Genomic DNA, 25,835 nt, shown 5'->3' with positions numbered 1-25,835 from the left:
GGCTGGTGATACTTGGGACTGGTAACGGCATACTGAGAGCCATGCGCTGGATGGATGGTTCATGAGAGCAGGGATGCTTCGTGTCGCCGTCTCCGCGACGGCCATCCTCTCCATTGCGTTGATCGCCGTCTCGGTGGGGCGGATCGACAATGCAGCATTGCTCGCCGAGCTTTGCGCGCTCATGCTCGGTGCCGGCTTCGTCAAGTTCGGGTTGTCCCGTCAGCATTACCTTTCGCTTGATTCGATCGTTCTGACCGCGGTGTACGTGTTGGCTGGTCCGTGGGTCGCGATCATCGCGTCGATCTTTGGATATGCCGCCCAGGCGCGTAACCCGGTTCCACTGATCCGCAGGATCTTCAATGGTGCTCAACGTGTTCCGGCTGCTGCGGCCGGCGGTCTCGCCTACAGTCTCGTAGGTGCTCCGACGGGGGACGCAGCACTACGGGCTGTTCCGCACGTTGTCGTGGCAACGGTCGCTGCGACCGTTGCCCATCAGCTGGTCAACGCCGCGCTGGTCTGCATGGTCATCTGGATCGACGGCAGGTCACGGCCGCTGGACTTCATCACCCAGGTCGTCGCACCGACCTTCGCGCCGATGCTCGGCTATGGATGCCTCGGGCTACTGCTCGCGGTCACGTGGCTGGGCGGGCTCGGGCCGCTGGCCAGCTTGCTGGTGCTCGTCCCGATGGTTCTCGCCCGCTGGGCGCTGCGGCAGTACGAGGTCGAGCGGGATGCCCAGGCAGCCACCATGCGCGCCTTCATCCAGATCATCGAGACCAAGGACCTGTACACCCGTGGTCACTCCGAGCGGGTCAGCGAAGGCGTCGGCATGCTCGGCCGCAGGCTCGGGCTGCCGGAGGACAGGCAACAAGCCCTCGAGCACGCCGGCCTGCTCCATGACGTCGGAAAGGTCGGGGTGCCGACCAGCATCATCAGGAAGCCCGGGCGGCTGGACGACTCCGAGATGGACGCGATCCGCCTGCATCCGGCGCGAGGGGTCGAGTTGATCGGCAACATTCCCTTCCTGGAAGAAGTGAAGTCCGCGGTCCTGCACCATCACGAGAAGTTCGACGGCACCGGCTATCCGGCGGGGTTGAGCGGGGTCAACATCCCCTACTTCGCCCGGATCATCGGCATCGTGGACGCCTTCGACTGCCTCACCTCGACGCGTTCCTACCGAGCCGCCCGGAGCGTGGACGAAACGCTCGCGATCCTCAACCAGGACCGCTACTCGCACTTCGACCCGGACCTGGTCGATGCCTTCGTATCGGTGATCCGGGCCCAGGGCTGGCAGGCCGCGGCAGCCGAGCAACCCGCGCCGGACGCGAACCTGTCCACGGGTATCGATCACGACGATCTCAGTCTCGGTAGTGGTGGCGGCGCATCCGGATCAGCGGCAGGACCTGCATGACGACGAACACAGGCAGCGAAGGGCTCGAGTTGCGACGGTTCGGCAGCGGCGTGGTGATCGTCGTGGCGGGCTGCGGCCTGGGGCTCGTCGCTTTGCTGGTCACTGCGCGGCACGGCGTGACGGAGTGGCCTTTCGCGGCCACGATGGGGGCTTTGGTCGCCATCGGCGAGATGGTGCAGTTCAAGGTGGATCGGAGCCGGAACCGGGCGCCGATCGCGACGAGTGCGGCCTTGGGCTACGCGATGCTGCGCGGGTCGGACGTCGCGGTCGCGCCGGATGTCGCGCAGATCGTCGCAGTGGTCTGGGTCGCAACCATGGCGGGGATCCTGCCAAGGGCGATCTCCGGGCTGTGGTGGGACCTGGTGGTCTCCAGTCGCCGGGTGATCTCGGTCGCCTGCGCCGCTGCGGTGTTCGCCGCGTTGGTACCGAACGGATTCGTCTGGAACCTGACCTGGCACCGAGGTGTCCCGTTGGTGTTCGCGATGGTGCTGTCCGTGTTGAGCGCGGGTGTCATGGACGCGCTGGTAGGGGCAGGCCAGGCGACGGAACGGTACAACAGGCCCTTTCCTGCCGCATTGAGGGACGAGCTCGCGGTCATGGGCCGGATCGGGATGGCGATGGGCTTGGGCGGGGTGCTGCTGGCGGCCGGAGCATCGTTGATCGGGTTGTGGGCGGTACCGCTGGTGGTGGTGCCGTTGTTGTTGACTCAGTTTGCGTTTCGGCGGTTTGCGTCGGCTCAGCGGACGTACCGGACGACTGTTCGGTCGATGGCTCGTAGTACGGAGATCGCTGGGTTCAGTAGTCCGGGGCAGAATGCGCGGACTGCGAGTCTGGCGGTGGCGATCGGGAACGATCTGGGGCTGACGCCGGCTCGGATGGAGGCGTTGGAGTACGCGGCGCTGCTGTCGGGGGTGGGGCAGTTGGCGCTGGCGGATCCCAGTCCGGGTGGGGCGTCGTTGCTGCGGAGCCGGGAGGAGCGGCAGCAGGCTGCTGAGATCGGGGCTTCGATCATCGAGCGGTCGGGGGTGCTGGATCACGTCGCGGAGATTGTGCGGCACTCCAACGATCCGTACCGGCAGGGGCGGGCCAGCAACCCGGACATCCCGGTGGAGAGCGGGATCGTCAACGTGGCTCTCGCCTATGAGCAGTTGGTGGGGGAGGGGAGCGGTCAGACTCCCGGCAAGGCGATGGAGAACGTCGGCCTGGGCATCGGCGCGGAGTACGACCCGGTCGTGGTCGAGTCACTTCGCCGGGTGGTCGGCCGGGGGTTTCGCTTCTAGGTCCGACCAGCTGGGCGGCGGATCGACCGGGATGTGGCCGGTGCCTCCCATTCCGGCGTACAGGAGGAGGCCGGCGCCGGCGGCTATCAGGACGTCGCCTGGGCTTACTGCTTGGCCTAGGCCGGGTAGGGCGACTGGTACTACGTCCCCGAGCCAGTGGAGTCGGGTAGAGGCATCGACCAGCTCGTGGCGCGGGTCCTCGGTGAAGCCGGTGATACCGGCTCGGGCGAGGGTTGCCAGGGAGACGGGCATGGCGCCGTTCAGGGCGACTACTAGGGCGTTGCAGGTGAAGCCGGCGGCCAGTAGGGCCACACCGGGGCGCCGGAGGTTCAGGCGGAGGAAGACGGCTATGCAGACGGCCGAGCCGACCAGGCCCATCGGGTAGGCGACACCGCCGGTCAGAGAGCCCAGTACCTGCCCTGTGGCGGCTGCGGCGAGCCAGTGCAGGCCAGTGAGCCTGTTGTCGGCCAGATCGCTCAGATGCCCGCCTGTCAGCAGTGCTGCCCCCGCGGCGAGCAGCATGACGAGCAGAACCAGCAACATCCTGGTGATTCTGCCCGCCATGGCCCGTCAAATCGGCGTACCCGACTCCTTAGCGTGTCGGAGCAAACACTTTCTGTGTTCTACCTACTACGCCTTGGCAGGCGCCGCGCCACCCTCGTCGAGCAGATCCGGCAGGTCCTTCACCCCGGGATCGCCCGCGTCGGCCAGGTAGTCGGTCGGGTGTGTGGAGTCCACGCCCTCGGCAATCTTGAGCGCCCGCAGGATCAGCGTCAGGACGACCGTCACCACCAGGTTGATCGAGACAGCGGTGAGCCCGATGTAGACCTGCTTCTCGGTGAACGGGAAGTTCGCCAGCGAACCGCCGAAGTGCTTCTTCGTCGCCGGGTTGACCACGTTGTACGCCGAGATGGTGCCGAACACCATCGCCACCGCCCAGCCGGCCAGCAGCGCCCAGCGGTGGAACCACCGGGTGAACAGGCCGACCACGATCGCCGGGAAGGTCTGCAGGATCCAGATCCCGCCGAGCAGCTGCAGGTTGAGCGAGATGGTCTTGTCCATCCCGAGCACGAAGATCAGCGCGCCGAACTTCACCAGCAGCGAGGCGAGCTTGGAGACCTTGGCCTCCTGCGCCGGGGTCGCATCCTTCTTCAGGAAGTCCCGGTAGATGTTGCGGGTGAACAGGTTGGCCGCCGCGATCGACATGATCGCCGCCGGGACCAGCGCGCCCACCGCGATCGCCGCGAAGGCGATACCGGCGAACCAGGCCGGGAATTCCTGGTCGAACAACCGCGGAATCGCGAGTTGCGGGTTCGCTAGCCCGTCCAGGCCCTTGATGTTGACCTTTGCGGTGATCGCCATGAATCCGAGCAGGGCGAGCAATCCGAGCAGCAGCGAATAGGCCGGCAGGATGGCCGCGTTCCGGCGGACGACGTTTCGGTTCTTGGTGGACAGTACGGCCGTCACGGAATGCGGGTACATGAACAGCGCCATCGCCGAGCCGAGGGCCAGCGTCCAGTACGCCGAGTACCCGGCTTCACCAGGAATGAAGGCGCCGGTCGGTTTTCCGGTGGCCGGGTTCGGCGTCGCCAGCTTCGTCTTGGCGGCGTCGAAGATGGTGTCCCAGCCGCCGAGCGCGTGCGGCAGGTAGATGATCGCGACGGCGATCACCAGGTAGATCAGGCCGTCCTTGACGAACGCGATCATGGCCGGCGCGCGCAGGCCGGACGAGTACGTGTACGCCGCCAGGACGGCGAACGCGATCAGCAGCGGCAGGTCCTTGGCGAGCGTGTTGCTGCCGCCCAGGCCCATCGTCTCGAAGACCGCCTGCATACCGACCAGCTGCAGCGCGATGTACGGCATCGTCGCCAGGATGCCGGTGACTGCCACGGCCAGCGAGAGACCGCGGCTTCCGTACCGGCCGCCGACGAAGTCAGCCGGGGTCACGTACCCGTTCCGATGCGCGACCGACCACAGCCGCGACATGAAGATGAAGATGATCGGGTAAACCACGATTGTGTACGGCACCGCGAAGAAGCCGCTGATCGCACCCGTCGCGTACATCGCGGCCGGTACGGCGACGAACGTGTACGCCGTGTAGAGGTCCCCGCCGAGCAGGAACCAGGTGATGAAGGTGCCGAAGCCACGGCCACCCAGACCCCACTCGTCCAGGCTGTCGAGCTCACCCGACCGGCGCCAGCGCGCGGCCATGAAGCCCATCACGGTGACGGCGATGAAGATGACGACGACGATGATCAGCTGGACCCAGTTGACTTCGGTGTTCATCGGTCGCCCTCCTTCCGGCTCGACCCGGCGTCGAGGCCTGCATCGGCCCGTCGCCTACGCTCCTCGCGCGTCACCAGCCGGTACGAGATGCTCACCGTGATCGCGGAGATGAAGACCCAGAGCAGCTGGTACCAGTAGAAGAACGGAAAACCCCACAATCGGGGTTCGTCTTTGGCGTAGGTGGAGACTAGAAGCGGTACGACCACCGAGACCGCCAGCAGAACGCCGGCGATCCAGTACGCGGGTCTGACCGCGGCAAGTTTGGACACAGCAACCTCCTCGGGACACAGGGCGCGGTGAACGCTACCGCTCGGCGACATACAGCGACTAGACCTTCAGGGTGGGGTATGGATACTGATGCGGCTTGGAACCTGCGGCGGGTCGTGCTGTCGGTGTTGTTCCTGCTGGTGGTTGCCCTGCCGCTGTATCCGGAGCTGTACGGGCTCGACGAGGTCACGCCGTTCACGCAGGTGGTGGCGTTCCGTCCGCAGCTCCTGGTACTTGTCCTGGTACTCGGGTTGGCGATGCTGTTCCGCTGGAACTGGCGGATCGCGGCCGGCCTGGTGATCCTGCTGGCCCTCGTTGGTGGCGGGCTGCTGGCGCCGCGGAAGTTCTCCGATCCGACGCCGCCGCCGGCCGGTACCCGGGCGCTGACGGTGATGGTCGCCAATGTGCTGGGTGGAGGAGCGGATCCCGGCGAGGTGGCCAAGCTGATCACCGCGCACCGGCCGGACATCGTTTCGTTGCCCGAGGCACAGGTCGACGTACGGCAGCAGATCGAGGCTCAGCTCAAGGGACTGCATTACTACGGCTACACCCAGCAGGCCAACGCCGAGGTCGAGAGCGCCACCAGCGTGCTGGTCTCGGCCGAGCTCGGCAACGTCCACTTCGACTCGGAGAAGCTCGACACCGGCCGGGTCAACTCCCAGCAACCCAGTACGACGAAACCCGGCGCCGGCGACCCCGGCGCGACGACGATCGGGCCGGTTCAGCAGACCACGACCCAGTTCGGCCACATCATCATCACCGGCGGCAACCTGGGGAAGCTCCGGCTGATCGCGTACCACGGGTATCCGCCGCTCCCGAAGGACGTGACGATCTGGAAGCAGGACCTGCAGGTCGTCAAGGACTGGTGCGCGGCGGACTCCCCGACTGTGGTGGCCGGCGACTTCAACGCAACCGTCGACCACGCGGACTTCCGAGCCGCCCTCGGCCGCCACTGCAAGAGCGTCGGCCCGTCGGTAGGCGAAGGCTTCCAAGGCACCTGGCCGGCCAACCGCCCGGTGCTGTTCCGCACCCAGATCGACCACGTCGTCATCTCCGACGGAATCCTCCCCGGCAAGTTCCAGACCTACGAGATGGAAGGCTCCGACCACCGGGCCGTCATCACGACGATCGCAGTACCGAAGTGAGACGCATCTACTTGGTGACGCATGCTGAGGCGCAGCATCACGTCGACGGGCTGGTCGGAGGTTGGTACGACTCGGAGTTGACGGGTCGTGGGTTGTTGCAGGCTGAGCGGATTGGCTCGGTGTTGGCGGGCAGGATCGGGTCGGAGGCGGTTGAGGTTTACTCTTCCGATTTGCGGCGGGCCAGTCAGACGGCGGAGCGGATTGCTTGCCGGTTCTCGGTCGGCGTACAGGTTGATGCTCGGCTTCGGGAGAGGTCTAACGGGGAGGCTGATGGGCGGCCGCAGGCTTGGCTTGAGGAGCGGCGGGTTCCGTTGCCGGAGTACGGAGATCGGCTTGGGCATCACGATGGGCCGGCTGGTGCGGAGACTCGGCTGGCGTTGGTTGAGCGGTTGTATCCGGCGCTCGATGACATCATTCGTCGGCCGGTCGCCAACCAGATCGTGGTGTCCCACGGATCCGCGTCGAGCTATCTGATCGCGGCCTGGATCGGGATGCCGATGATGGCTACCGATCGGGGCTTCTTCCCGCTCAAGTCAGGGAGTATTACGACTCTGCTGCGCAACGACACTCACTTCAGTCACCAGGTCGTGTCTCTCAACGAAATCGACCACCTGCAAGGACTCTGAGGTGATCGGCCTGGCTAGTAGTTGGTTCAGGGCGGTGGCGAGGAAGCGTGTTGGGTCCGGGGTTGGGTCGGTGACCCGCATCGCGACGATCGCGTCCGGTCGTACGAGCAGGGCGCCGTCGTCGGTCAGCCACGGCGCAGAGACCCGGTACGCCGGTACGCCCAGCTCGGCCGCAGCTGCGAACCACTGGTCGGCCGCGGGACCAACCAGCAGGGTCCACCGGGACGCGACGAGGTCTAGCGTCGAGACCCCGTCGACCCACGCATGGGGGACCCGCGAGCCCGGCGTACCGTCCAGAGCCGCCGCAAGGTCAACTGTGGAAGGGAGTTCCGGCCGTGGATCGACGATGGCGGCCGAGTCGTACCGCTGGCCGAGGTGCACGACTGGCGCCGCCCAAACACCCGCAGCCGCCCTCGCCGCGTCGGCCTCGGGTCCACGGCCCCAATGCAGTTGGGGGTCGGCGACTCTGCGCATTGCCTGGTCCAGCGTCGCCGCCGCGACCGGCTCGCGTTCCTGCGCGTAGGTGTCGAGCAGACCGGCGCCTGCCTCACCGTGGTGCACAGCGGCCAGCTTCCACGCCAGGTTGTGGGCATCGGCGACGCCGGTGTTGAGCCCGAACGCGCCCAGCGGCGACACGGTATGCGCGGCATCCCCGACGAGGAACACCCGGCCGACGGCGAACCGATCGGCCAGCGAGCTCCGGGGTCGCCACGGAAGTACGCTGCGGATCTCGACGCCGAGGCCGGGATCACCCACGGCCGCCCGGATGATCGTGATGCAGCGTTCGTGCGTGAAGTCCTCGGGGCGTTCGCCGGCGTCGACATCGCAGGCCACGTGGAAGACCCAGGTCGACTCGCCGTCCACCGTGACCAGCAGGCCGGGCGCGTCGGGCGTGGTGATCGTGCAGGTGCCGAAGGACGTTCCCTGCAGGTGTGGTCGGAGGTCGGCGCGGAACAGGATATTGATCATCGACTTGCCCAGGTCGCCCGCTCCGGAGGTACCGATGCCGAGCGCGGTCCGTACCGCGCTGTGCCCGCCGTCCGCGGCGACGACCCGCTGGCACCGCAGCGAGTAGCGGCCGTCGGGGCCTTCCAGTTCGACGTCGACCCCGTTGGAGTCCTGCTTGATGGCGACCAGGTTGGTCGACCAGCGCAGGTCGGCTCCCCGGCGTACGAGGTCGGCCGCGACCACGGTGTCGAGCCGGTCCTGAGCGCAGACGCCACGCAGCTTGAAGGGCGTCACGTCCAGTTCGCCGGCGGGCGAGGTGGGCATGGGGACGGTCGCGACGTCGCCTGCACCCATCTCGACGACGGTCCGCGCCACCGCTTTGCCCACGGCGCCGGCGCCCTGGAGGTCGACCGCGACGGCGTCCGCGGCCTTGTCGAGCCCGAGTTCGCGGAGGATCTCGACGGTACGGGCTCCGATGCCGGTCGCGCGTGGATGGATCGATGGGCCGGACCGGCGTTCGACTAGTACCGCGGGGACGCCGTGGTGGGCGAGGAGGGCCGCGGTGAGCAGGCCGACGCTACCTCCGCCGACGACTAGTACCGGTACTTCTGGATACATTGTCTCCGTCATGGCTACACCGTAGCCATAAGCTACGATGGCGGTCAACGAGGAAAGGAACCAGCTCCGATGACCGAACCCGTTCCCTCGTTGGTGTGGACCCGGCAACGCCCCGAGCCGCGCCGACGCGCACCGGGCGTCGACCAGTACGTCGCAGCCGCCCTGGCCGTCGCCGACACAGAAGGCCTGGAGGCGGTCTCCATGCGCCGCGTCGCCGGCGACCTGGGCTCCGGCACAGCCACCCTCTACCGCTACATCACCAACCGCGACGAACTGATCGACCTGATGATCGACGCAGTCCAGGGCGAGGACCCTCTTCCTGAGGACTCCAGGGACTGGCGGGTGGGGTTGGCTGCGGTTGCGTATGGGCTGCGGACGACACTGTTGCGGCATCCGTGGCTGGCGGGGGAGCTGACGGGCAGGCCGTCGCTCGGCCCTAACTCGTTGCGGCGGTCTGAAGCGGCGCTGCGGGCCGCTGTTGCGCTCACGCCTGACATCACCCGGGCAGCGCAGGCGCTTGGCACTGTGCGCGCGTACGTGCTGGGCTCAGTAGCCAGCGAGCAAGCCGCTCTGCTTGCCGAGCAGCGCAGTGGCCTCACTAAAGAGCAGTGGCAGCACAGCCACGGCCCGTACATCACCGAGGTCCTCGCGGCGGGTGAGCACCCGATGCTCGCCCGTCGCGTCCACGAGGCCGAGGAGCCCGACCCCGACGTCGACTTCACCTTCGGCCTGACCTGCATCCTCGACGGCCTCGCAACCCGCTTCGGCCGCTGATCCCCTCCAGTACGCGCCCACCGGCGGCGCGTACGGGGTACCGGCTGCTAGCGCTCCACTGGGAAGACCAGGTGGGTGACGTGGTCGCCCTGGACGCAGGTGGTTGGGTTGCCGAGCAGTACGTCCTCAGCGGAGAGCTTGCCGAAGAAGGGGCGGTTACCCTCGCCCATGACCACCGGGACGAGGTCTACGGCCACCTCGTCGAGCAGCCCAAGCTCCAGGCACTGCCGGGCGATGGTGCCACCGGTGACCGCGACAACCCGGTCGCCGGCGATCGTCTGGGCATGAGCGATCGCAGCCGCGACGCCCTCAGTCACGAAGGTGAACGGCGCCTCGGGGTGCGCCTCGACCCAGTCGGTAGGGACCTCATGCGTCACCACGACGACAGGAACATCCAAGGTGTGGCGCCCTTGCCACCCCTCGGCCACCTCGAACAGCGTCCGCCCGCAAACCAGTGCGCCGAGCGAGGACACCCACTGCCGCAGGTGTTCTGAGCTCGTCGGCGTCAGGTGGAGGGCGAAATCTCCAGCAGGAGTCGGTACTTCGACTTCGCCGTTCTGCAGCCAGTCGAACAACCGCCCGATGCTGTTGTCCTGCTTGGCGACATACCCGTCGAGCGACATGTTCGCCTGCGCTACTACCTTGCCCATGGTGTCTCTCTCCTCAGATGTGCTGCGGCTCCGCTGATGCCTCCACTCTCGCCGCCCCCACCGACCGACGTCGTCACCAGATCTGGTGACTTCACCGGCCGGGGCTGGCCAGGAGCTTCGGCTACGGGACGTAAACGAGCTGCGGACGATAGTGAAAGCCCGTCTCGCGATCCTCGAACACCGCGAGCTCGAGGACGAGGTCGCTGCGACCGTCCTCCGCGGTCCAGAGGTCAACGAGACAGTCCCAGCGGTCCCCCTGCCACCTCGCGACCGAGCTGTTCCAGGTTGCCTCCGGCAATCGGATCAAGGTCGCCGATCCGTAGTTCGCGACGATCTCGCGACAGAGGTTCGAGCGCTCCTCGGAGACCGGCTCAACGTTCGCGATGCCCTGGCCGATGCGGGCGTCTCCCTGAACGAGGGAATCGACGATCGCGGCAAGAGCGTCTCGCCAAACGTGCGGCACGGCAGTCTGGACGTCATCCTTCAGCGGCACCACGACCTCGACCATCTGAAAACTGTAGTGCGCGCGACGACTTCTACCGGTCGATCGGGGTGCCCGAGGATGAGCTCGGTGTCGGGTTCGACAGCATCGCGGATCCGAAGGGTGAGCGGCCGCGGATCTGGTTCCAGGTCGTACCCGAGGAGAAGTCGATCAAGAACCGCATCCACATCGACGTCAACGCGAGCGGCGGCCGCGGCTCTTCCCTCGCCATCAGACGCAACGCGTCAAGGCCGATCCAGAAGGCAACGAGTTCGAGATCAACTGACCGGCGTCCCCCTGCCATCTCCACGCTCGACGAGGCCGATCCAGTACCGGCGTACCGACCGATCGCCTTTGTCCACGACCTCTGCGAGAACTCCGCCTTGGTGCTCGATGGTCTTGATCGACGCCACGTTGTCGCCGAGGCAGCCGAGCATCACCCGACCCATGCCCAAGCTGCTCGCGTGATCGAGCATCTCGCCCAACGCCCACGTAGCCAGCCCCCGCCCACGCGCCGACGGCCGAATCCCATAGCCGATATGCCCAGTCACCTCGTTCAACTGATGCCGCAGCGCGATCCCGCCCTGCACCCGCCCGTCCTCAACAATCCATCGAACAGTCGCGCGATCCGCCCGAGCAGCCAACCCAGCAACCCAAGCAGCAAACCCTTCAGCCGACTCAACCTCATCGGACGGCCCCACCCCAAACCCATCCTCATGAACCCCCGCCCCCCACTCCGCATGCGCCTCCAACCACTCCACATGCAGCCCAACAGTCGGTGCAATCAATAGCCTCTCCACCTAGCCCAACCTACCGACCGTCAAGGGGGCAGTAGTGCTCCTCGCCGGCCGCTCAGTCGGGTACTGCGAACCACTGCAGGCGCCCATCGTCCACTTCCACCAGCTGAGGCGGGAGTCGCTTCTCCGGCCAGACGGCTCCGCTTGTGTATGCCTGGAGGGCCGGACGCCCGTCGACGAATGCACCCGCAACATCTTCGATCATCTCGCCGACACCGCCCCACCGCGGTGCCGACTGCCCGCCACCTTCCGGGTACCACTCCCAGATGCATCCGAACTGGTCGCCGTCGCGCAGATCGACGTACAGGAAGCCGGTATCAGCCGCCTGCGCGATCGGCAGAAAGCTGTCGAGCCAATCGGTCGCTGGTCGCCCAGCGCGATCGCCCTCGCCAGACCAAGGTCCCGGCCCGTAGATCGAACGCTGGATCTCCTGCAGCATCTGCCGCGCCGACAACATGTCCTTCACCGGTACGAGGTTGTAGAGCGTCGGTATGAGCGACCCCCGGACCGCGCGATGCTCCGTACCGTCGGCAAGCTCGAGCAGTTCGACCAAGTCACCCGGAAGCGGCCGGTTGACAGCGGCCTCAAGGTAGCGGAGGTCAACCGCCGTCGCGGGTGAGTTGATCAGCTCTGCCGTGGCCGGCTGGTGGGCAGCGAGCCAGCCGGCCAACCGGGACCAGGACACGGCGACAGTCATCAGATGCAACTCTCTACGACAGTCGGACGGTCGGAGCGCGACTCACCGGCCGCAGCCTATGGCGTGGCGCGCGTAGGAAATCCTAGTCACCGACAGGTCCGGTGTAGAGGATTTCCTACGCTGCACGGCGAGCAAGGTGCCAACCCATCCACATCCACCACGCCCCCTGGGCTGAGCCTCACCAGTCGGCCAACCCCAGCACCCCGTTGCGAAGGGCTGGCCAGCCGTTGCCAACCACAACAGCTGGGCTGCGCCGGGCTGGCATCCGTCGCTCTCGACAAGCGGCCGACGGAGGAGGCCGCGCTTCTGGGTGGGTGGGAGCTAGCGAACGCGGACGCGACGTAGGAGCGGACGGCGGAGCAGGCGTGGGGGAGTACCTCAGCTACTGCTGGCGGCAGGTCGGTAGATGTACGGCTGGGAGCCTCGGACGGCCTCGGTCAGCATCAGGAGCATGTCGGCGCGTGCTTCGATCGGGCGGCCGAAGAGTTCGTCGTCGCCGGGGATGGGGAAGCCTTTGACGCCGATTGCCAGTTGGCTGAGGAGGACATGCAGGACGCTGCGGGCGTTGAAGACGTTCGGGGTCGGCCACTCGGGCAACGTCTCGTGCATCAGCGGTTGCTGAGCCGCAGTCGCCGCGACCGGCTTCAGCCAGCGCTCGAGCTCGTCGCTGGTGAGCATGTTGCGGTGCAGGATCGTCATCACGGCATGCGCGACCCGGTCATGCTCCTCGTGCACCCACCGGTACTGCGTTTCCTTCACGATCCGGTCGGCCAGTACGTCGAGCAGCGCCCGCAGCACCCCCGCGTCGCAGTGCCGCGAGCGGGCCAGTGCGCCGATGGCGTCAGCCCCATGCGCGACGGCATGCGCCCAGCCGCAGTCGGCGACATACCCACGGAGGTCGCGCTCGCGCAGCAGCCAGGTGGCCAGCCGGTCGCCCCAGCGCATCACCACCTCGTCGTGGACGAGGAACTCGGCGTTGTCGCGATGGATCACCTCCGCCAGCGTCAGCGCGGTGAAGGAGCGCCGGAACACCGTGTCGGTACCGTCCTCGCCGAGCCCGTAGGCGAGTCCGGCGCAGAGACCGTCACCGAAACCGGGCAGCAGGTCGTCGTAGACCCCGCGCTCGAGCCAGGTGGCCAGGGTCGGGTAGGCCAGCGCGTCCCGCACCTGCGGGTTGGTGCTGGCGAGGCCCCGGACGAGCTCCTCGGTGAGGTCGGTCAGCGCACGATCGCGGGGTACCGCGTAGTCCGCGGCCATCACGTCCTGCCAGTACGTCGACTCCACCAAGGCATCCTTTCATTTGAACCTGCTCAATCAACACCCATCCACCCCATCCTGTCGAGCCGCAGCCTGCCCAGCCCCGACATCGGCAACCACCCCGTACCCAGCCGCCCCAGGCCCAGCCCCACCGGCCCGCCATACCAGCCACTGCCCATGCCCTAGGCTCAGGGCCGTGCCGTCCTTGAGCGATGTGGCGCGGAACCACACGACGCTGGACCAGGCGGACCTGGACCGGCTGCAGTTGCTGGTGTCCGACTGGCAGATGCTGGCCGACCTGTCCTTCGCGGACCTGGTGCTCTGGCTGCCCGACACCGAGGGGCTCGGCTTCTGGGCGGGTGCGCAGATGCGGCCGACCACCGGCCCCACGGCGTACCTGGACGACATCGTCGGCAGCTTCGTACCGCGCGACCGCCGCCCACTGCTCGACCAGGCCTACGACACCGGCCGGATCTGCCGCGAGGGCGACCCCGAATGGCGCGACGACGTGCCCGTCCGGGTCGAGACCATCCCGGTACGCCGGGGCGCCCGCGTCATCGCGGTGATCGCCCGCAACACCAACCTGCTCGGCGTACGGACCCCGAGCCGGCTCGAGATCGCCTACCTGCAGAGCGCGACCGACCTGGCCCGGATGATCACCGACGGCATCTTCCCGTACGGCGGTGAGCGACTGCTCTCCACCACCCCACGGGTCGGGGACGGCTGTATCCGGGTCGATCGTCACGGCATGGTGACGTTCGCGAGCCCGAACGCGTTGTCCGCGTACCGCCGGATGGGACTCGTCACCGACCTGGTCGGCAGCCGGCTGAAGGACATCACCGGCGAACTCATCCACAGCGGCCAGAAGGTGGACGACGTGCTCGCCTCGGTACTCACCGGGCGGGCCGCCAAGGAGATCGAGATCGAGAACTCCGACGCGACCCTGTTCCTGCGCGCGATCCCGTTGCGCGCCGACGGCGAACACGTGGGCGCGCTGATCCTGCTCCGCGACGTCACGGAGCTGCGGAGCCGGGAGCGGGAGCTGGTCACCAAGGAGGCGACCATCCGGGAGATTCATCATCGCGTCAAGAACAACTTGCAGACCGTCGCCGCGTTACTGCGAATGCAGGGAAGACGCATCACCGTGCCAGAAGCCCAGTCTGCGTTGGCCGAAGCCGTCCGCAGAGTGGGATCGATCGCGATCGTGCACGAGACGCTGTCGGAGTCCTTCGACGAGCACGTGGACTTCGACGATGTCGCCGACCGGGTCGCCGCGATGGTCGCCGATGTGTCGACGATCTCGGCCGAGGTGACGATCAGCCGGACCGGTACCTTCGGCGTGCTGGACTCCGAGGTCGCGACCCCGCTGGCGATGGTGCTCACCGAGCTGATGCAGAACTCGGTCGAACACGCCTTCAGCAGCAGGTCGACGGAGCATCCGACCGGCACCATCGAGCTGGCCGCCCAGCGAAGCGTGGGGCGGCTGCGGGTGGTGGTGACCGATGACGGCAAGGGGCTTCCGGCGAACTTCGACTCCGAGACGTCCGGCAACCTGGGGCTGTCGATCGTCCGCACGCTGGTGATCGGGGAACTCGACGGAGTGCTCGAATTCCACCCACGACCAGACGGACCCGGCACGACGGTCGTTCTTGACTTTCCAGTCAAGGAGTAGCTGTCGTAATTTCTGAACAGCCGTGGCGAGAAGTCCACAGTTCTTCAGAAACAACGCGAGTTTTTTACCGTACTGCCGGGGAAATCGAAAGGCCCCGCGGATCCCGCGGGGCCTGCGTCGAAAATCGGGTCAGGCGGTGCGGATGCGAGCGCGGGCGTTGCGGCGCTTCAGAGCGCGTCGCTCGTCCTCACTCAGACCGCCCCAGACACCGTGGTCCTGGCCGGCTTCCAGCGCCCAGGCGAGGCACTGTTCACGCACGTCGCAGCGACGGCACACCTGCTTGGCCTCCTCGATCTGCATGATCGCGGGCCCGGTGTTGCCGATGGGGAAAAATAGTTCCGGGTCCTCATCGAGGCAAATGGCCCGGTGGCGCCAATCCATGGCGGATCCCATCTCTCTCAGTAGTTTGTGACGCTGACGGCCTGGTCTGTGCCCAGTCAGCGCGCCTGTACTCGCACGGGGGTGGTGCGGAGCGTTGTGAACGTTTTCACGAACGACTCCATGTTCCCAATCTAGGGTGATCGAAACAAGGGTTATGGACTTGTCGATCCGATCACAACACTCTCTTAACACTACGTACCGGTGCACAACGGTTTACCGCGTCCGGAAACCGGACGAGGGAACCTTGGTGCGATCACCCGTTCACTGCAAGTAACCGATCCAACAGCCCTGGGGTTACGCAAAACTTCAATCCCTGTGGGGCTGACGTTCTCCGACCCTTGAGCTCCCGGGGGAGGAGGGTCGTCGTCCCGGTTGCTCTCCGGCCAGGCGCACTACCGCTCCGCACCCAGCACTACGCTGGAGCCCGTGCCGACTGAAACGACGCCGTCCACCGCCCCGCGCCCGCTCAAGTTAGCCGCGGCTGTGGTCGCAGCGGAAGGCCTGGTGCTCGCTGTTCTCGGAATTGTCGAAGCAATAACCATCGACAGGGACCGTCTGGTGCTCGGTCTGACGACCGCCGGCTTCCTGCTCCTGTACGGCGCCGGCCTGCTCTTCGTCGCCCGTGGGCTCTACCGGACGTCGCCGTGGAGCCGTGGCCCGGCCGTCTTCGCCCAGCTGATCCAGCTGTTCATGGCGTACAGCTTCTGGGGCGGCTCGACCAAGTTCGTGTCGGTCATCCTGGCCGTCGCGGCGATCGCGGTCCTGGTCGCCCTCTTCCAGAAGCCGTCGATGGATGCCCTCACCCGCGAGCCGGGCGAGGACCACCCAGTCCTCTAACTATTCCTTGAGCAGTCCCGCCCGGAGCTCGGTGAGGGTACGGGCGAGCAGCCGGGAGACGTGCATCTGGGAGATGCCGATCTCGTCGGCGATCTGGGACTGGGTCATCCCGCGGAAGAACCGCAGCGTCAGGATCCGCTTCTCCCGGGTGTCCAGCTGGGCCAGCAGCGGTTTGAGGGACTCGCGGTACTCGACGCTCTCCAGCGCCTCGTCCTCGCCTCCCAGGCCGTCCAGGACGGTCGTGGCGTCCGCCTCGTTCTGGTCCGGGGCGTCCAGCGAGAGCGTGTTGTAGGCGTTCGCGGACTCCAGGCCCTCGATGATCAGGTCGGCCGGCAGCCCTAGCCGCTCGGACAGCTCCCCGACCGTCGGTGCGCGGCCCTGCTCCTGGGTCAGCTCAGCGGTCGCCGCGGTCAGCGAGAGCCGGAGCTCCTGGAGCCGGCGCGGCACCCGGATGGCCCAGCCCTTGTCCCGGAAGTACCGCTTGATCTCACCGAGGATCGTCGGCGTCGCGTAGGTCGAGAACTCCACCCCGCGCTCGGAGTCGAACCGGTCGATCGCCTTGATCAGGCCGATCGTGGCCACCTGGACCAGGTCGTCGTACGGTTCGCCGCGATTGCGGAAGCGCCGGGCGAGGTGCTCCACCAGCGGCATGTGCAAGGAGACCAGGCCGTCGCGGGCGAGCGTGTGCGCCGGTTCCCCAGGGGTCGAACCGCCCATTGCGGCGAAGAAGGTGGCGGTCCGGGTGCGTAGGTCGGGTTCCTGGGGCTCGCTGTCCAGGGTTCTGTCCTCTGTCACGCCTTCTCCGACGCGGTCGCCGACGCCGACACCGTGATGGTCAGCCGCCCGTCGACGGTCTCGGCGGCGGCGTACTCCACCAGCGCGGTCAGTACGGTCCAGCCGAACGACGTGGTGTCCGGCTTCCAGCCGTTCGGCACGGTGGCCGTCGTGCTCACCGTCAACTGCGGCGGGGCGATCTCGAAGACCAGGTCCAGCACACCGTCCGAGGCCTGCGGGAGCAGCAGCGCGCACGCCTCGTCCACCGCGATCCGCAGATCGTCGATCGCGTCCACGGTGAAGTCGTTGCGGGCCGCCAGGTTGCCGACCACCGACCGCGGAACCGCGATGTAGGCGCTGTCCGCGGGGATGCTGAGGCGGACCTCGGCGGGTCGTCCGGTGCTGCTCACAGTGCATTGCCTCCCAGGCAGGCTGAACCGATGGGCACCTGGCCCATCGGTTTACATCTTCCACTCTTCACCCCGGCAACGCACGCCCACCCTCTTGTTCATTCGCCCCCTTTTCACCCTCGTCACAGTCTGTCGGGCGCCGACAGACTGCCAGGAGGGTGAAAAGGGGGCGAATGAACAAGAGAGTGGTTACGGGTGCTCGTGTTCCGAACGGAGGCGGGTCAGGAAGGTCTTGGTGCGCTGGTGTTGCGGGTTGCCGATCACGTCGGCCGGCGAACCGGACTCGACCACCACGCCACCGTCCATGAACACGACCGTGTCGGCGACCTCGCGCGCGAACGACATCTCGTGGGTGACGACGATCATCGTCATCCCCTCGGACGCCAGCTCGCGCATCACCGACAGCACCTCGCCGACCAGCTCGGGGTCGAGGGCCGACGTCGGCTCGTCGAACAGCATCAGCTTGGGCTGCATCGCCAGTGCCCGCGCGATCGCCACCCGCTGCTGCTGACCGCCCGACAACTGCGCCGGGTACGCCGCGCAGCGGTCGGCCAGCCCGACGCGTTCGAGCAACTCCACCGCTCGGCCGCGGGCCGCCTTCTTCGACTCGCCCTTGACCTGGACCGGCGCCTCGGCGACGTTCTCCACCGCGGTCATGTGCGGGAACAGGTTGAACCGCTGGAAGACCATCCCGATCTCGCGCCGCTGGGCCGCGATCTGCTTGTTCGGCAGCCGGTACAGCTTGCCCTCGCGCTCGGTGTACCCCATCAGGTCGCCGTCGACCCAGATCCGGCCGCCGTCGATCGTCTCGAGCTGGTTGATGCAGCGCAGGAAGGTGGTCTTGCCCGATCCCGACGGGCCGAGCAGGCAGACCACCCGGCCCTCGTCGACGTCGAGATCGATGCCCTTCAGCACCTGGTTGCTGTGGAACGACTTGGTCACGTTGACCGCGTGGACCAGTGGTCCGCTCATCAGGCGCCTCCTGCCCCGGCCGGCCGGGCGGCTCGCGGGGCCTTGGTCCCGAAGCCCTTGCCGAAGTGCCGCTCGAGGAAGTACTGCCCGACCATCAGCACGCTGGTGGCGGCCAGGTAGTACAGCGTCGCGGCGACGGCGACCGGGAATGTCTTGTAGTAAACGCTTCCGATCGACTGCAGCTGGTAGAACAGCTCGGTCGTCACCGGTACGGCGATCAGCAGTGAAGTGTCCTTGAGCATGGCGATCGTCTCGTTGCCGGTCGGCGGCACGATCACCCGCATCGCCTGCGGCAGCACCACCCGGCGCATCGCCTTGCCACGGTTCATCCCGAGCGCCTCGGCGGCCTCGAGCTGACCCTTGTCGACGCTCATGATGCCGGCCCGGGCGATCTCGGCCATGTACGCCGCCTCGGACAAGCCGAGTCCGAGCACGCCGGCCACGATGCCGGTGAAGACCTGGTTGGCGTCCAGCGTCAGGAACCGCCAGTCACCCGACATCCCCAGCCAGCCGATGATCTTCCAGTCGAACGGGAAGCCGAACGACAGCCCGTCCTTGAACAGGATGCCCAGGGTGGCCATCGTGAACAGCAGGATGTACCGCGGCACGCTGCGGAAGAACCAGGTGAACAGCCAGGCCACGCCGGACAGGATCGGGTTGTCCGACAGCCGCATCACGGCCAGGATCACCCCGCCGCCGACCCCGACCACCATGCTCAGCACGGTGACCAGCAAGGTGCCCTTGACCAGGCCCTCGAGCACCGGCGACTGGTTCATCGCCTGGAAGACGAACTTCCAGTCGAACTCCTTGTTGGTCACCACCAGGTGCACGAACATCGCGAACAGCACCGCGAGCACGGCGATGGCGACCCAGCGGCCCGGATGCCGGACCGGGACGGCTTCGATCGCACCCGGCCGGTCCGCCGCCGCAGTGGCGGGCGGATCGACCGGACGCGGGTCGTCAGTACCTGATGTCATCTCAGGGGTTCACGGCGAAGTCGGTGATGGCGCCCGACTCGTTGCCCCAGGTGCTCAGGGCCGCCTTGTAGGTGCCGTCGGCATCGATCGCCTTGAGCGCCTTGGCCAGCGCGGTCGCGAACTCGGTCTCGGCCTTCGGTACGACGTACCCGTACGGCGCGGCGTCGTAGATGTCACCGAGCGCCTCGATCTTGCCCTGCGACTGCTTGGCCGCGTAGAGCACGACGGGGGAGTCGGCCAGCATCGCGTCGGCCTTGCCGGTGGCGACGTCGGCGGTGGCGGCATCCTGCTTCTCCCGGATGACGAGCTTGATCTCCGGCTTGCCGGCCTTCTTGCAGGCGGCCTGCTTGACCGGGATGTCGTCCTCGAGCTGGGTGGTGCCCTTCTGGACGGCGATCGTCTTGCCGCACGCGTCGGCCGGGTCGACCTTTTTCGGGTTGCCCGCGGCGGTGGCCCACTGGGTACCGGCGTTGAAGTAGCTGACCATGTTGACCTGCGCCTTGCGCTTGTCGTTGATCGTGAACGACGAGATACCGAGGTCGTACTTGCCGCTCTGCACACCGGTGATGATGGTGTCGAAGCCGGCCGGCTGCCAGTCGACGGTGACGCCGAACTTCTTGGCGACGGCGTCGAACACATCGACGTCCATCCCGGCCACGGTCTTGCCGCCCTGCAGGAACTCGTTCGGCGGGTAGGTCGCGTCGACGCCGACGGTGATCTTGCCGGCCGTCTTGATCTTCGCCGGCAGGGCCGCCGCGAGCGAGGGGTCCGTGGATCCACCGGCGGTCGGCTGGCTCGACGAGGTACTCGTCGACGGCGAATCACCCGACAGGCTGTCCGAACCGCATCCACTCGCGGACAGGACGACGACCCCACACACGGCAAGGGTCATACGCAGAACTGACATCTCTAGGCCCTCCAAGGCTGCTTTTTCCGCATCTTGGCACAGCCCTCGACCAGTTGCGCACTGATCGGACCGGATTGGAGACCTGATCGTAGTCATCGTCACATTCCGTACGTGCGCGGCCACCACAGACTGTCGGCGACCGCGCACACACGGTGACATCAAGTTGCGCTAGGCAACAACTAGCTCGGCTCCACATGGGTGGGGTCGAGGACCCGGCGCAGGAAGGTCCGGGTGCGTTCCTGCTGCGGGTTGCCGATCACCTCGGCGGGCGGGCCCTGTTCGACGATCACGCCGCCGTCCATGAAGACCACCCGGTCGGCGACCTCGCGGGCGAAGGCCATCTCGTGCGTGACGACGAGCATCGTCATCCCGTCCAGGGCGAGCTTGCGCATCACCGTCAGGACGTCGCCGACCAGCTCGGGGTCGAGCGCCGAGGTGGGCTCGTCGAAGAGCATCAGGGCAGGGTCCATCGACAACGCGCGAGCGATCGCCACTCGCTGCTGCTGCCCGCCCGACAGTTGCATCGGGTAGGCGGTCACCTTGTCGTTCAGCCCGACGCGATCCAGGTTGCCTCGCGCGATCTCCTCGGCCGTCGACGCGTTGCGCCGCAGTACTGTCGTCTGCGCCACGGTGCAGTTCGCCAGTACGGACAAATGCGGGAACAGGTTGAACTGCTGGAACACCATCCCGATCCGGGACCGGGCGGCGTCCAGGTGGCAGTCCTGGTCGGTGATGTCCTCGCCGCTGACGAGCACCTGACCTTGCTCCGGTACTTCGAGCAGGTTGACGCACCGCAGCAGCGTCGACTTGCCCGAACCGGACGGCCCGATCACGCAGACGACCTCGCCCTCCTCGACGGTGAAGTCGATACCGCGCAGGACATGGTTGCTGCCGAACGACTTGTGCAGGTTCTTGATCTCCACCACAGCGGTCATCAGTTCGCCCTCGCAGCCTTGGCTTCGAGCCAGCGGACCAGCAGGCCCAGTGGCAGGGTGATGATCAGGTAGCAGAACCCGGCGGTGACCAGGGGGGTCAGGTTCGACGCCGTGTTGGCCAGGTCGCGGCCGAAGCCGGTCAGCTCGTAGTCAGCTGCCGTCGTACCGATGATGAAGACCAGCGACGAGTCCTTGACCAGCAGGATCAGGTCGTTGGCCAGCGGCGGCAGGACGATCCGGAACGCCTGTGGCAGCACGATCTTCCGGGTCGCCAGGCCGGGCGGCATCCCGAGCGAGCGGGCCGCCTCGACCTGACCTCGCGGCACGGCCTGGATCCCGGCCCGGATCACCTCGGCCATGTACGCCGCGGCGACGATCCCGAGCGCCAGCCACACCGTGCCGTACGGGTCGAACGGGATGACCAGGTTCGCGAAGGCGAGCGGCAGCAGGCTGAACGCGACGAAGACCACGATCGCCGGCAGCCCGCGGAAGAACTCGATGTACGCCGTCGCGAGCCAGCGGTACGGCGCGACCCGGCTGAGCCGCATCAGGGCCAGCAGGGTCCCGCCGAGCAGGCCGATGACGAACGCGCCGGCCGTGTACTCGAGCGTCTTCAGGAAGGCGCCGGGCAGCCCGGAGGTGAAGGAGTCCTTGATGAACTTCGGGCTGAAGAAGACATCGACGATCTGGCCCCAGTCCGCCGTGAAGGCGGCCACCACGACGATGACGATCAGTACGGCGTACTGGATCCCGCGGGAGCGCCGGGCCCGCTGCCGCGGACTCAGGCCCCGACGCCGTTCCGGGAGGGTGTCGGTGGAGGTCACTTCTTCGGCTCAACCCCGAACCACTTCTTGAAGATCTCGTTGTAGCTGCCGTCGGTCTTGGCCTTGGCGAGCAGCTCGTTGAACTTGGCGATCAGCTTGGTGCCGCTCGGGTCGTCCTTCTTGGCCGCGAAGCCGTACTGCTCGCCGGTGTCGAACTCGGCCGTCACCTCGGTGTCGGGGTTCTCCTTGACGAAGGAGTACAGCGCGCCGTTGTCGTTCACCGCGGCGTCGACCCGGCCGGACTTCACGTTGTTGGTCTGCAGCGCGAGGTCGTTGAAGACCACCACCTCGAAGCCGACCTTCTTGGAGGCCGCGAGGGCGTAGTCCTTGCCGGTGGTGTCCGCCTGGACGCCGACCTTCTTGCCCTTCAGGTCCTCGAGCGACTTGTACGGCGCGCCCTTCTTGACCAGCAGCACCTGGGTGGCATCCATGTAGGGATCGGTGATCCCGATCGCGGCCTTGCGGGAGTCGTTGATGGTCATCGCGCCCATGCCCATGTCGCACTTCTTGGCCTGGTACGCGGCGCCGGAGGTGACCTGGGCCCACTCGATGCTGACCACTTCCTGCTCCAGACCGAGGTCCTTGGCCACCAGGTCGAGCAGATCGACGTCGAAGCCGACCACCTTGGTGCCGTCCTTGTACTCGAACGGCTTGTAGGACAGGTGTGTGCAGACGGTCAGTTTGCCGGGCTTGACCAGCGTGATCCCGGCCTCCTTGGCCTTGTCGCTCGAACCGCCGCTGCCGGAGTCGTCGCCGCCACAGGCGGCCAGGGAGAGGGCGAGCACGGCGACCGAGGCGACTGCGGTCGCGAGGCGGGGTTTGCGGAGGGTGGGGACGATATTCATCGCTAGGACTCCTCGACGGGGTGTGGAACCCCGGTCCGGACGGTACCGGGCCGGATGCTCCGCATCCTGGCACAGCAGGCAGTCACGTGCGGGGTGCTTTGCCCGGACGAGACTCGATCGTCACCCGGAGTACTGCCGTGTGGGAACCCTCACAGATAGGACCAGTGCCTCCTGTGGTTTACTCGTAGCGACGGGTGACCCCCTGGCAACGGCGCCGTTCGACGCACCCTCATCGAACGCTCACGCTCGCTGTTCTTCTGCCTGCTTTCCGAAGTGAAGGGTCCCTTTTTCATGGTCGCCGAAGTGATTCCGTCCGCCCCGCAGCCCGATCGGTACGCCGGTGATCCGGTCTTCGAGCTGCATCTCGGCGGCAAGATCGAGGTCACGTCCTCGGTCCATGTGAGCAACGCCGACGAGTTGTCCCGCGCCTACACGCCGGGGGTCGCCCGGGTCTGCACCGCGATCGCCGAGGACCCGTCGCTGGTCCGCAAGTACACCTGGAAGTCCAACGTGGTCGCCGTCGTCACCGACGGCACCGCGGTGCTCGGGCTCGGTGACATCGGGCCGGCCGCGTCGTTGCCGGTGATGGAGGGCAAAGCCCTGCTGTTCAAGGAGTTCGGCGGCGTCGACTCGGTGCCGATCGCGCTGGACTGCACGGACGTGGACGAGTTCGTCGAGACGGTCGTCCGGATGGCGCCGACCTTCGGTGGCATCAACCTCGAGGACATCTCCGCGCCGCGCTGCTTCGAGATCGAGCGCCGGCTGAAGGAACGCCTCGACATCCCGGTCTTCCACGATGACCAGCACGGTACTGCGGTAGTCGTGCTCGCCGCGTTGCGCAACGCACTGCGCTTGACCGGCAAGTCCATCTCCGACATCCGCGTCGTCATCTCTGGTGCGGGCGCGGCCGGGGTCGCTTGCGCACGGATCCTCTTGCAAGCAGGAGTCGGCGACTTGGCAGTGGTGGACAGCAAGGGCGTCCTGCACGAGGACCGCCCGGACCTTAACGCGGTCAAGCTTTCACTGGCCCAGGACACCAACACGGGCGGTATCTCCGGCCGGCTGGTCGACGCGCTCGATGGGGCCGACGTGTTCCTCGGCGTCTCCGGCGGCACCGTCCCGGAGGAAGCCATCGCCCGGATGGCGCCCGGCGCGATGATCTTCGCCCTGGCCAACCCGAACCCCGAGGTCCACCCCGACATCGCCCACCGGCACGCCGCGGTGGTCGCCACGGGCCGCTCGGACTTCCCGAACCAGATCAACAACGTGCTGGCGTTCCCCGGCATCTTCCGCGGTGCCTTCGACGTCAACGCCAGCCGGATCACCGAGGGCATGAAGCTGGCCGCCGCCGAGGCGCTGGCCAACTTGATCCCCGCCGGCGAACTCCGCGCGGACTACATCATCCCATCCCCGTTCGACCCGCGCGTCGCCCCAGCCGTAGCAGCAGCCGTCGCCGACGCCGCCCACCGCGACGGAGTAGCCCGCCCCTGAGTTGCCCGGTGGATCCACAGCACCCCGGCCACTCCAACTCGCATCTGGACCTAAGGTGGACGACATGCTTGCTGCTTACGCTGCCAGGTTCGACGCGGACGACCCGATCTCTGCGCTGGAGGTGGGGGAGCGGCCTGAGCCGGTGCCGGCTGACGGGTGGGTGACGGTCGACGTCAAGGCGACCGCGCTCAATCACCATGACCTGTGGTCTTTGAAGGGCGTCGGGCTGGCGGAGAAGAACCTGCCGATGATCCTCGGCTGCGATGCGGCCGGGATCGATCCGGACGGCAACGAAGTGGTGGTGCACGCGGTCATCTCGGATCCCTCGTGGAAGGGCGACGAGACGCTCGACCCCAAGCGGTCGCTGCTGAGCGAGGTCCACCAGGGCACGCTGGCGCAGAAGATCGCGGTGCCGGCTGCCAACGTAGTACCGAAGCCTGCTGGGTTGAGTTTCGAAGAGGCTGCTTGCCTGCCGACCGCCTGGCTCACGGCGTACCGGATGTTGTTCACGCAGTCCGACCTGAAGCCGGGCGACACGGTACTCATCCAAGGCGCGGGTGGTGGGGTCGCGTCATCGCTGATCACGCTCGCGCGGGCGGCCGGGTTGCGGGTCTGGGCAACGAGTCGCGATGAAGGCAAGCGCGCGAAGGCGGTTGAGATCGGGGCGCACGAGGCCTTCGAGTCGGGCGCGCGGATGCCCGAGCGGGTGGACGCGGTGATGGAGACCGTTGGGCAGGCGACCTGGTCGCACTCGTTGAAGTCGCTCAAGCAGGGCGGCACGGTGGTGATCTCCGGCGCGACGAGCGGGCAGGCGCCGAAGTCCGCCGAGCTCAACCGCATCTTCTTCCTGCAACTGCGGGTGCAGGGCTCGACGATGGGGACGCGGGCGGAGCTGGCCCAACTGGTCCAGTTCATGGCGAACGCGGGGATCCGGCCGCACATCGACAGCACCTATGCGCTCGCTGATGCGCGCGAGGGATTCGCGAAACTTAATGCGGGTGACGTGTTCGGCAAGATCGTCTTCACTGTCTGAATGGAGATCGAGATCCGCCGCGCAGTCGTCGCGGATGCCGAGGCTGCGGCCTGGTGTCACCTGACCTGCTGGCAGGAGGCGTACGCCGGACTCGTCGACCCGGAGCGGCTGGCCGAGAAAACCAACGAGCTGGATCTGCGTGTTGAGCGCTGGACGGAGCGGCTCGAGGGCGGCGTACTGCGCTGGGTCGCGGTCAACCCGGATCCGGCCGCCGCGGTACAGGACCGGGTGATCGGGTTCTCCTCGCCGGGGCCGACGCGGGATGAGGATGCGCCGACGCCGTTGGAGCTGTACGCCATCTATGTGCGCGAGAAGTGGTGGGGGAGCGGGCTCGGGCACCGGCTGCTGGATGTTGCCATTGGCAAGGAGGCGGCCAGCCTCTGGGTGCTGGAGGGGAACGAGCGGGCGAAGGCGTTCTACCGGCGGCAGGGGTTCGTCGAGGACGGTACCCAGGTGGACGAGCCGTTCTTCGGCGTCCCGGAGATCAGGATGGTTCGTCCCACCCAGTGACCCGGGGGCTTGCTCCGCTTTGCGACACGA

At 67.0% G+C, this 25,835-nt stretch carries 29 protein-coding genes; 10 read left to right on the top strand and 19 right to left on the bottom strand.

Features of this window, described 5'->3' with window-relative positions; genetic code table 11:
* Nucleotides 1-61: 61 nt before the first annotated feature.
* Nucleotides 62-1,411: an HD-GYP domain-containing protein gene (locus OHA70_RS00760; RefSeq protein ID WP_328327367.1), complete on the top strand. Its 1,350-nt coding sequence runs from the start codon at nucleotides 62-64 to the stop codon at nucleotides 1,409-1,411.
* A complete protein-coding gene (locus tag OHA70_RS00755) occupies nucleotides 1,408-2,691 on the top strand; it encodes an HD-GYP domain-containing protein (RefSeq protein WP_328327365.1) in 1,284 nt (427 codons plus the stop codon). Before OHA70_RS00760 ends, OHA70_RS00755 begins: the two co-directional genes overlap by 4 nt.
* Here OHA70_RS00755 and OHA70_RS00750 read toward each other — a convergent pair.
* The 3 genes from OHA70_RS00750 to OHA70_RS00740 form a co-directional block, all read right to left on the bottom strand.
* Nucleotides 2,653-3,234: a DUF5317 domain-containing protein gene (locus OHA70_RS00750; protein WP_328327363.1), complete on the bottom strand. Its 582-nt coding sequence runs from the start codon at nucleotides 3,232-3,234 to the stop codon at nucleotides 2,653-2,655. The two genes, OHA70_RS00755 and OHA70_RS00750, sit on opposite strands and share 39 nt — an antisense overlap.
* Nucleotides 3,235-3,321: 87 nt before the next feature.
* Nucleotides 3,322-4,977: a monocarboxylate uptake permease MctP gene (mctP, locus tag OHA70_RS00745; RefSeq protein WP_328327361.1), complete on the bottom strand. Its 1,656-nt coding sequence runs from the start codon at nucleotides 4,975-4,977 to the stop codon at nucleotides 3,322-3,324.
* Complete coding sequence (locus tag OHA70_RS00740; protein ID WP_328327359.1) at nucleotides 4,974-5,246, bottom strand: DUF3311 domain-containing protein; 273 nt, start codon at nucleotides 5,244-5,246, stop codon at nucleotides 4,974-4,976. The genes mctP and OHA70_RS00740 overlap by 4 nt, the downstream gene beginning before the upstream one ends.
* Before the next feature lie 78 nt (nucleotides 5,247-5,324).
* On the opposite strand from OHA70_RS00740, the gene OHA70_RS00735 reads away from it, so the two are divergent.
* Nucleotides 5,325-6,389: an endonuclease/exonuclease/phosphatase family protein gene (locus tag OHA70_RS00735; RefSeq protein ID WP_328327357.1), complete on the top strand. Its 1,065-nt coding sequence runs from the start codon at nucleotides 5,325-5,327 to the stop codon at nucleotides 6,387-6,389.
* Nucleotides 6,386-7,015, top strand: a complete 630-nt coding sequence (locus tag OHA70_RS00730; protein ID WP_328327355.1) for a histidine phosphatase family protein — start codon at nucleotides 6,386-6,388, stop codon at nucleotides 7,013-7,015. The genes OHA70_RS00735 and OHA70_RS00730 overlap by 4 nt, the downstream gene beginning before the upstream one ends.
* On the opposite strand, the gene OHA70_RS00725 is transcribed toward OHA70_RS00730, so the two are convergent.
* A complete protein-coding gene (locus tag OHA70_RS00725; protein WP_328327353.1) occupies nucleotides 6,923-8,593 on the bottom strand; it encodes an FAD-dependent monooxygenase in 1,671 nt (556 codons plus the stop codon). The two genes, OHA70_RS00730 and OHA70_RS00725, sit on opposite strands and share 93 nt — an antisense overlap.
* Nucleotides 8,594-8,650: 57 nt before the next feature.
* On the opposite strand from OHA70_RS00725, the gene OHA70_RS00720 reads away from it, so the two are divergent.
* Nucleotides 8,651-9,355: a TetR/AcrR family transcriptional regulator C-terminal domain-containing protein gene (locus OHA70_RS00720; protein ID WP_328327351.1), complete on the top strand. Its 705-nt coding sequence runs from the start codon at nucleotides 8,651-8,653 to the stop codon at nucleotides 9,353-9,355.
* 47 nt (nucleotides 9,356-9,402) lie between these two features.
* Here OHA70_RS00720 and OHA70_RS00715 read toward each other — a convergent pair whose 3' ends face one another.
* From OHA70_RS00715 to OHA70_RS00690, 6 genes are all read right to left on the bottom strand, one after another.
* The gene (locus OHA70_RS00715) at nucleotides 9,403-10,005 is read right to left on the bottom strand and encodes a dihydrofolate reductase family protein (protein WP_328327349.1); all 603 of its coding nucleotides are present in this window, start codon (nucleotides 10,003-10,005) and stop codon (nucleotides 9,403-9,405) included.
* Between the two features lie 121 nt (nucleotides 10,006-10,126).
* Complete coding sequence (locus tag OHA70_RS00710) at nucleotides 10,127-10,513, bottom strand: DUF7668 domain-containing protein (protein ID WP_328327347.1); 387 nt, start codon at nucleotides 10,511-10,513, stop codon at nucleotides 10,127-10,129.
* Between the two features lie 28 nt (nucleotides 10,514-10,541).
* Entirely contained in the window at nucleotides 10,542-10,718 is a 177-nt protein-coding gene (locus tag OHA70_RS00705; protein ID WP_328327345.1) for a hypothetical protein, read from the bottom strand.
* A gap of 46 nt (nucleotides 10,719-10,764) precedes the next feature.
* Nucleotides 10,765-11,286, bottom strand: a complete 522-nt coding sequence (locus OHA70_RS00700; RefSeq protein WP_328327343.1) for a GNAT family N-acetyltransferase — start codon at nucleotides 11,284-11,286, stop codon at nucleotides 10,765-10,767.
* Between the two features lie 52 nt (nucleotides 11,287-11,338).
* Complete coding sequence (locus OHA70_RS00695) at nucleotides 11,339-11,980, bottom strand: SMI1/KNR4 family protein (protein ID WP_328327341.1); 642 nt, start codon at nucleotides 11,978-11,980, stop codon at nucleotides 11,339-11,341.
* A 378-nt stretch (nucleotides 11,981-12,358) separates the two neighbouring features.
* Nucleotides 12,359-13,264 (bottom strand): DUF2785 domain-containing protein, encoded by a 906-nt coding sequence (locus OHA70_RS00690; RefSeq protein WP_328327339.1) that lies wholly within the window; start codon nucleotides 13,262-13,264, stop codon nucleotides 12,359-12,361.
* 169 nt (nucleotides 13,265-13,433) lie between these two features.
* Between OHA70_RS00690 and OHA70_RS00685 the strand changes: the two genes are divergently transcribed.
* The gene (locus OHA70_RS00685) at nucleotides 13,434-14,909 is read left to right on the top strand and encodes a sensor histidine kinase (RefSeq protein WP_328327337.1); all 1,476 of its coding nucleotides are present in this window, start codon (nucleotides 13,434-13,436) and stop codon (nucleotides 14,907-14,909) included.
* Between the two features lie 129 nt (nucleotides 14,910-15,038).
* Here the strand turns inward: OHA70_RS00685 and OHA70_RS00680 are convergent, their stop codons facing one another.
* Nucleotides 15,039-15,290: a WhiB family transcriptional regulator gene (locus OHA70_RS00680; protein WP_270137079.1), complete on the bottom strand. Its 252-nt coding sequence runs from the start codon at nucleotides 15,288-15,290 to the stop codon at nucleotides 15,039-15,041.
* A gap of 426 nt (nucleotides 15,291-15,716) precedes the next feature.
* Between OHA70_RS00680 and OHA70_RS00675 the strand changes: the two genes are divergently transcribed.
* Nucleotides 15,717-16,127 carry a hypothetical protein gene (locus tag OHA70_RS00675; RefSeq protein WP_328327329.1) on the top strand — a complete coding sequence of 137 codons (411 nt, stop codon included), beginning with the start codon at nucleotides 15,717-15,719 and terminating at the stop codon, nucleotides 16,125-16,127.
* Here OHA70_RS00675 and OHA70_RS00670 read toward each other — a convergent pair whose 3' ends face one another.
* From OHA70_RS00670 to OHA70_RS00635, 8 genes are all read right to left on the bottom strand, one after another.
* Nucleotides 16,128-16,922, bottom strand: a complete 795-nt coding sequence (locus OHA70_RS00670) for an RNA polymerase sigma factor SigF (RefSeq protein WP_328327327.1) — start codon at nucleotides 16,920-16,922, stop codon at nucleotides 16,128-16,130.
* The gene (locus tag OHA70_RS00665; protein WP_328327325.1) at nucleotides 16,919-17,311 is read right to left on the bottom strand and encodes an anti-sigma regulatory factor; all 393 of its coding nucleotides are present in this window, start codon (nucleotides 17,309-17,311) and stop codon (nucleotides 16,919-16,921) included. The genes OHA70_RS00670 and OHA70_RS00665 overlap by 4 nt, the downstream gene beginning before the upstream one ends.
* A gap of 189 nt (nucleotides 17,312-17,500) precedes the next feature.
* Nucleotides 17,501-18,271, bottom strand: coding sequence for an amino acid ABC transporter ATP-binding protein (locus OHA70_RS00660; protein ID WP_442913899.1), 771 nt, complete (start codon nucleotides 18,269-18,271; stop codon nucleotides 17,501-17,503).
* A gap of 11 nt (nucleotides 18,272-18,282) precedes the next feature.
* On the bottom strand, nucleotides 18,283-19,260 hold the full coding sequence (locus OHA70_RS00655; RefSeq protein WP_328327321.1) for an amino acid ABC transporter permease: 978 nt from the start codon (nucleotides 19,258-19,260) through the stop codon (nucleotides 18,283-18,285).
* Nucleotide 19,261: 1 nt separating this feature from the next.
* Nucleotides 19,262-20,167, bottom strand: coding sequence for an ABC transporter substrate-binding protein (locus OHA70_RS00650; RefSeq protein ID WP_328327319.1), 906 nt, complete (start codon nucleotides 20,165-20,167; stop codon nucleotides 19,262-19,264).
* A gap of 179 nt (nucleotides 20,168-20,346) precedes the next feature.
* On the bottom strand, nucleotides 20,347-21,102 hold the full coding sequence (locus OHA70_RS00645; protein ID WP_328327317.1) for an amino acid ABC transporter ATP-binding protein: 756 nt from the start codon (nucleotides 21,100-21,102) through the stop codon (nucleotides 20,347-20,349).
* Nucleotides 21,102-21,926, bottom strand: a complete 825-nt coding sequence (locus OHA70_RS00640; RefSeq protein WP_328327315.1) for an amino acid ABC transporter permease — start codon at nucleotides 21,924-21,926, stop codon at nucleotides 21,102-21,104. Before OHA70_RS00640 ends, OHA70_RS00645 begins: the two co-directional genes overlap by 1 nt.
* Nucleotides 21,923-22,771, bottom strand: a complete 849-nt coding sequence (locus OHA70_RS00635; RefSeq protein ID WP_328327313.1) for a transporter substrate-binding domain-containing protein — start codon at nucleotides 22,769-22,771, stop codon at nucleotides 21,923-21,925. Before OHA70_RS00635 ends, OHA70_RS00640 begins: the two co-directional genes overlap by 4 nt.
* 291 nt (nucleotides 22,772-23,062) lie before the next feature.
* Here OHA70_RS00635 and OHA70_RS00630 point away from each other — a divergent pair, with 291 nt between their 5' ends.
* The 3 genes from OHA70_RS00630 (at nucleotide 23,063) to OHA70_RS00620 (ending at nucleotide 25,805) form a co-directional block, all read left to right on the top strand.
* Entirely contained in the window at nucleotides 23,063-24,262 is a 1,200-nt protein-coding gene (locus OHA70_RS00630; protein ID WP_328327311.1) for an NAD(P)-dependent malic enzyme, read from the top strand.
* Nucleotides 24,263-24,326: 64 nt separating this feature from the next.
* Nucleotides 24,327-25,295 (top strand): zinc-binding dehydrogenase, encoded by a 969-nt coding sequence (locus OHA70_RS00625; protein WP_328327310.1) that lies wholly within the window; start codon nucleotides 24,327-24,329, stop codon nucleotides 25,293-25,295.
* Entirely contained in the window at nucleotides 25,296-25,805 is a 510-nt protein-coding gene (locus tag OHA70_RS00620; protein ID WP_328327309.1) for a GNAT family N-acetyltransferase, read from the top strand. It abuts the gene before it with no gap.
* Nucleotides 25,806-25,835 lie beyond the last annotated feature (30 nt).

Source organism: Kribbella sp. NBC_00382 (assembly GCF_036067295.1).
In the GTDB taxonomy this organism is placed as follows: Bacteria; Actinomycetota; Actinomycetes; order Propionibacteriales; family Kribbellaceae; genus Kribbella.
The sequence above is the reverse complement of the archived record's forward strand: the minus strand, read 5'-3'. Positions and strand labels throughout refer to the sequence as shown.